Source organism: Rhodopirellula sp. JB055 (genome assembly GCF_043100905.1).
GTDB lineage: Bacteria > Planctomycetota > Planctomycetia > Pirellulales > Pirellulaceae > Rhodopirellula.
The window spans coordinates 1-5757 of record NZ_JBICHO010000274.1 but is presented as its reverse complement, the minus strand read 5'-3'; the positions used below and the strand labels follow the sequence as shown (position 1 = coordinate 5757).

The following is a 5757-nucleotide window of genomic DNA, read 5'->3' as shown; positions in this document are numbered from 1 at the left end:
GCCGAGCCGCTGCACGAGCACGCTGACGTGCCCCAGCACGAGCTAGCTCTGTCGACCGAGCACGGAGCCCTGATGCCCTGATGCCCTGATGCCCTGATCCCCTGATGCCCTGTGGTCCTGTGGTCCTGTGGCCCTGTGGCCCTGTGACCCTGTGGCCCTGTGGCCCTTTCCCCCTCCCGTTCAAGTAAACTGTTGGGCTTGCTGAACCCGCCTTGATCATCTTTCTCTTCCTGGGCCAATATGAACTTTTCGTTTCGATCGATCGCTTGCTTGCTCTTTGTTTTTGTTGTGGCTTGGGGCGGGCACCCCGGCGATGGGCTGGCGGTGGGGAGCAACTCGGCTGCGGCCGAGGAGGTTTCGCACAGCTTCTTGGCTTGCGGTCAGAAGACCTATTTGATGGGTGAGGACGGGAAAGCCAGTTGGACGTATCCGTCGGCGACTCGCGATGGGTACGTGCTGAAGGACGGCACGATGATTCTGACGCTGAACAAATCCAAACGGTATCGTGGTGGAGCGGTCGTCCAGATCGCTCCCGACGGAAAAGAGACTCTGATCTGGAAGGGCACGCAGAGCGAGGTCAACAGCACGCATCCCACCGCCGAAGGCACGTTTGTGATCACGGAAGCGGGCAAGCAGCCTCGGTTGCTGGAACTCAGTTCGACTGGTGAAGTGATCCTGGAATTCCCGCTGGCCTGCCAAAAGAAGAACCATCACATGCAGTCTCGGATGGCTCGCAAGCTAGCTGATGGCACCTACCTGGTCCCGCATCTTTTGGATTTCGCTGTCTTTCACTATGACCGCAACGGAGAAATCCTGGGCAAACTTGACACCACCGTGCCGGGTGACGCCGAGCACGCGATTCACTCGTGGCCTTTCACGGCGATCCGTCACGGTGACGGGCAAACGCTGGTGACGTTCACGAACGGGAACCGAGTCGTTGACTTCGACGCGGATGGCAAGGTCATCTGGACGTTGACCAACGAGGACCTGCCGGGGGAATGGTTGCAGGATCCCTGCGGCGCCCAAGTGTTGCCCAATGGGAACGTCGTCATCACCAGCTACGCGGGCGGTCGAGCTGACGTGGACGCACCCAAGTTGATGGAAGTGACACGCGACAAGCAAGTCGTGTGGACTTACCGGGATGGACAGAAAGTCGGCGTGCACCACTTCCAGCTACTCACCACCAACGGCGAAGAAATCGCCGGGCCGGTGCTCAAGTAAGTGGCATCGGCTCGCGGTGCGAGGGATCATGTGTCGTTGCAGTGAGCGTGTGGGTCCCTCGCTGACGCTTCGGGTTGTGATTGACGGTCGAGTGGTCTGTCAAAGCAAAACGTGTGGGATGATCGTAGTGGACGAGGCGACGAGTCCTTGGTTTCGATACCAGTTCAGGGGGCGTCCCTCGCTGACGCGTCGGGTTGTGATAAAAACAATGCCTCACGCGAAAGTGCAGCTTTGAAACTGACGCGTCGGGTGGTTGTGAGGGCGTCGCTCACTCACCGGGCTGTTCATTCAATCCTTACCCGACGAGTGAGCGAGGGACCATGTGCCGTTGCTGTGAGCGTGTGGGTCCCTCGCTGACGCTTCGGGTTGTGATAAAAACAATGCCTCACGCGAAAGTGCAACTTCGAAACTCAGGCGTCGGGTTGTTGTGAGGCGTTTCTCACTCACCGAGCTGTTCATTCAATCCTAGCCCGAAGACCTACCATGAAGCCCCTGTTCCAAGCCCTGATGTGCGTTTGCCTGATGCAGGGAATCGCTGCGGCCGGGCCGCCGAACTTTGTCGTGATTTTCACCGACGACCAAGGCTACCAGGACGTGGGCTGCTTTGGCTCGCCCGACATCCGGACGCCGCGGTTGGACGCGATGGCAAGTGCTGGCATGAAGTTCACCAGCTTCTACGCTCAACCCATCTGCGGACCATCGCGAGCCGCTTTGATGACCGGTTGCTACCCGCTGCGGGTGGCGGAACGAGGGCACACCAAGCAGATTCATCCGATCTTGCACGAAGACGAAATCACAATCGCCGAAGTCTTGAAAACGAAAGGCTACGCGACGGCTTGCTTTGGCAAGTGGGATCTCGCCAAACACACTCAAACGGACTTCTTCCCCGATTTGCTTCCAACCGGCCAGGGATTTGACTACTTCTACGGAACACCCACCAGCAATGACCGTGTGGCGAATCTGTACCGCAACGAAGAGCTGATCGAACCGGATTCCGACATGGCGACGTTGACTCGGCGGTACACCGACGAGGCGATCTCGTTCATCGAGCAGAACCAAGATCAGCCGTTCTTTGTTTACATCCCTCACACCATGCCACACACGCGGTTGGATGCATCCAAAGCGTTCAAGGGCAAGAGCCAACGTGGTCTGTATGGCGATGTCATTGAAGAGATCGATTTCAACGTTGGCAGGATCCTGGACACGCTCAGTGAACGGAAGCTGGCTGAAAACACCTACGTTCTATTCACCAGCGACAATGGTCCTTGGTTGGTCAAGAACAAGGGGCATGTCGACGGGCATCGCCCACGTGATCACGGCGGATCGGCTGGTCCGCTGCGCAGCGGCAAGGTTTCCTCTTTCGAAGGCGGCGTGCGAGTCCCCGCGATTCTGTGGGGACCCGGCAGAGTGCCCGCGGGAACGGTTTGCGATTCGATTGCCACGACCATGGACGTGATGCCAACCTTGGCCGCTCTCGCCGGTGCCGATGTTCCATCCGATCGAGTGATCGACGGGGAAGACATCCGCCATCTCTTTCACGGCCAATTGGATCAAGCCAACCCAGACAAGGCGTTCTTCTATTACCTTCGAGTTCATCTGCAGGCCGTTCGGCAGGGCAAATGGAAGCTCCACTTGCCACGCGAAAAAGAACCGATCGGAGTCGCCCCGTTCAGTCGCAATTTCCACATCGCTCCCAAGGACCGGATCGGTTTTGAAAGTCCGTTTCTGGTTGATTTGCGAAACGACCTCGGCGAAACAACGAACGTGGCGGCGGAAAATCCACAGGTTGTTGAAAGGCTGCTGGCGCTCGCCGAATCGATGCGAGAAGACCTCGGCGACTACGACCGAGTCGGAACCAACATGCGGTTCTTCGATCCGATGGATGTTCGTCCGACGAAGCCGCCTGTGCCGCCGCCTGCTCGCAAAAGCAAGTCGTCTCATTCGGGCAAATGAATTTCCCAAGGCCGCCTCTCTCAAGCGGCACTCCTCCATCACCCACGTCCCAAACATGAAACCTCTGATCCACTCGCTGGCGATTGCCTGCATCACCGTTGTCTTTCTGGCCGACGCAAGGTCGCTTCACGCGGACGATCGTCCCAACATCATCCTGTTGCTGGCGGACGACCTCGGCTACGGAGACCTGTCGTGTTTTGGCAGCCCCGCCGTCAAGACGCCACATCTGGATCGGTTGGCCGATGAAGGTTTGAAGTGCGATCGCTTCCACGCCGGTTCGGCAGTTTGTTCTCCCACGCGAGCCTCGGTGCTGACCGGTCGCTATCCGCTGCGATTTGGGATCACGAAACACTTCAATGACCGAAACGGGTGGCTGCCCGAATCCGCGACGACGGTGGCTGAACTTTTGAGTGACGCGGGCTACAACACCGCGCACATTGGCAAGTGGCATCTCGGTGGACTGCACGTCGACGAAACAGGAAAACGCTTGACCAACCAGCCCGGTCCTCGCCAACACGGATTCGATTTCTATCAAACGCAGATTGAGCAACAACCACTTCGCGGCAAAATGGGGCGTGACAAAACGCTCTTCCGGAAAGGCGGGACGGTCCTTCTTCGCAACGACCAACAAATCCGCCAAGACGACCCGTACTATCCCAAACACCTCACCGATGCCAATGGAGATTTCGCGGTCGAGATGATCGAGAAACTCTCCAGCGAAGACGCTCCGTTTTTCATCAACATGTGGTGGCTCGTTCCCCACAAACCTTATGAACCGGCACCCGAGCCGCATTGGTCCGACACCGCCGCGGACGGGATCAGCGACGACCAGCATCGCTTCCGATCGATGGTGCAGCACATGGACGCCAAGGTGGGCGAGATCCTTCGAAAGCTCGATGAACTGAAAATCGCCGACAACACGTTGGTCCTGTTCACCAGCGACAATGGAGCGGCGTATGAAGGCTTCATTCACGATTTGAAAGGCGGCAAGACGGACCTGCATGACGGTGGAATTCGCGTGCCGATGATCGTGCGTTGGCCGGCCGTCATTCCGCCGGGACAAACATCGCAGGCATTTGGCCACACCAACGATTTGTTGCCCAGTTTTTGCAACGCCGCCGGTGTCGACTTGCCCGGCGGATTGTCCGTGGATGGACTGAGTTTGTTGCCTCATTGGAAGGGAGGCACCCCGCCGAGTGACGAAGAAAGAGGGACCGTGTTTTGGCAATTGGATCTCTACAAATCGCTTCAGCGTCACACTCCCAAACCCAAGCCCTTCGCGACGGAGGTGGTGAGACGTGGGGACTGGAAGCTGCTCGCCTTCAAAGGCAAACCGGTCGAACTGTTTGATGTGGCCACCGATCCGAACGAGAAACACAACGTGCTCGCCCAGCATCCCGAGCTGGTCGCGTCACTGAGTGCTGAGCTCCATGACTGGCTCAATGAGCCACGCACAACCAAATGAATTGGCTGAAGCAACCACTCCTCAATCAATCGAGAAGAAAATGAATTCAAGAAGCCTGGGGCTCCGCTCGCTACTCTTCTTCGTGTGCGTCTCTGCATCGACGGCCATCACGTTCGCATCGGACAACGCGGTTGCATCGACACTTGGCCAGCAGCCGCCTGAGGACGCGGTCATTCTGTTTGACGGTTCCGGGGTGGATGCTTGGAAACCTTTCTCGTGGCAGTGGATCAATCCCAACGACGATCAACAGGAAGTGCAATGGAAAATTGTGGACGGCGATGCGATGGAAATCGCGTTTGAAATGGACGGCAAACGCCGCAAGCAGTTTCTTTGCACGAAGCAAACGTTCGGTGACTATCGATTGCACCTGGAGTTTCAGTTGCCCGAGGAAGGCAGCGGGAACAGCGGGATCTTCTTCGGCCCGTTGTATGAGTTGCAGATACTCAACAGTGCCGACAAAGAGCGCGCCGGCCTGGGTGACTGCGGTGCGATCTATCAAATCCGGGCCCCTGACGTGAACGCCGCACTCGGCCCCGGGGAGTGGCAAACGGTGGACCTGGAGTACCAAGCCGCCGAGATTGGCAAGAACGGCTTCATGACGGAAAACGGTGCCGCGCGTGTCACCGTGCGGCTGAATGGAAAGTTGATTCACGACGACTTCAAATTGTCACTGCGTCGCAACAAATACGCCGCTTTCCCGGAGGAGCCGACCATGCCGATCGTGTTGCAAGAACACGGATCCAAAGTGAAATTCAGAAACATCTGGGTGGTTGAGAGAACAGACAAAAAGACGGAGTGATGCCGTCTTCGATCCGAGGAGGACGGCCAGTGGGCTGGCTTCCGCGGCTGATCGCCTCTGACTAGCATTGGGGCATGCATGACCAATCCGACAAGGTGCGGGCACTCGTTACGATCTCTCCCACTTCACCGCGCAAATCGTCTCGTATCAGCGCCATTTGTTGCCGAATTTCGTCTGCTTCGCGCGCCGTTTTCACCGGTCGGTCTCCGCCATGGTTGCAAAAATTTTCCTAGGCCAGGTCTGAGCACGGCCCGACTTTTATTCGAGCCGCGCTCCGACACCTGGCCATTTTTGCCGCGAGTAAAGTACGGCATTCAGT

The 5757-nt window shown here is 57.6% G+C and carries 4 protein-coding genes; all 4 read left to right on the top strand.

The features are described from left to right. The first annotated feature begins 396 nt into the window (after window positions 1-396). The 4 genes from ACF8AM_RS11100 (at window position 397) to ACF8AM_RS11085 (ending at window position 5438) form a co-directional block, all read left to right on the top strand. Window positions 397-1221 (top strand): hypothetical protein, encoded by an 825-nt coding sequence (locus ACF8AM_RS11100; protein WP_392555701.1) that lies wholly within the window; start codon window positions 397-399, stop codon window positions 1219-1221. Between the two features lie 507 nt (window positions 1222-1728). After that, on the top strand, window positions 1729-3174 hold the full coding sequence (locus ACF8AM_RS11095; protein ID WP_392555700.1) for a sulfatase: 1446 nt from the start codon (window positions 1729-1731) through the stop codon (window positions 3172-3174). A 55-nt stretch (window positions 3175-3229) separates the two neighbouring features. Beyond that, entirely contained in the window at window positions 3230-4639 is a 1410-nt protein-coding gene (locus tag ACF8AM_RS11090; protein WP_392555699.1) for a sulfatase, read from the top strand. A 40-nt stretch (window positions 4640-4679) separates the two neighbouring features. Next, window positions 4680-5438 (top strand): DUF1080 domain-containing protein, encoded by a 759-nt coding sequence (locus ACF8AM_RS11085; RefSeq protein WP_392555698.1) that lies wholly within the window; start codon window positions 4680-4682, stop codon window positions 5436-5438. Window positions 5439-5757: the final 319 nt, after the last annotated feature.

Excerpts from the sequence above, each read along its gene's own strand:
- ACF8AM_RS11100 (WP_392555701.1), top strand. The coding sequence starts at position 397 with ATGGGTGAGGACGGGAAAGCCAGTTGGACGTATCCGTCGGCGACTCGC.
- ACF8AM_RS11095 (WP_392555700.1), top strand. The coding sequence starts at position 1,729 with ATGTGCGTTTGCCTGATGCAGGGAATCGCTGCGGCCGGGCCGCCGAAC.
- ACF8AM_RS11090 (WP_392555699.1), top strand. The coding sequence starts at position 3,230 with ATGAAACCTCTGATCCACTCGCTGGCGATTGCCTGCATCACCGTTGTC.
- ACF8AM_RS11085 (WP_392555698.1), top strand. The coding sequence starts at position 4,680 with ATGAATTCAAGAAGCCTGGGGCTCCGCTCGCTACTCTTCTTCGTGTGC.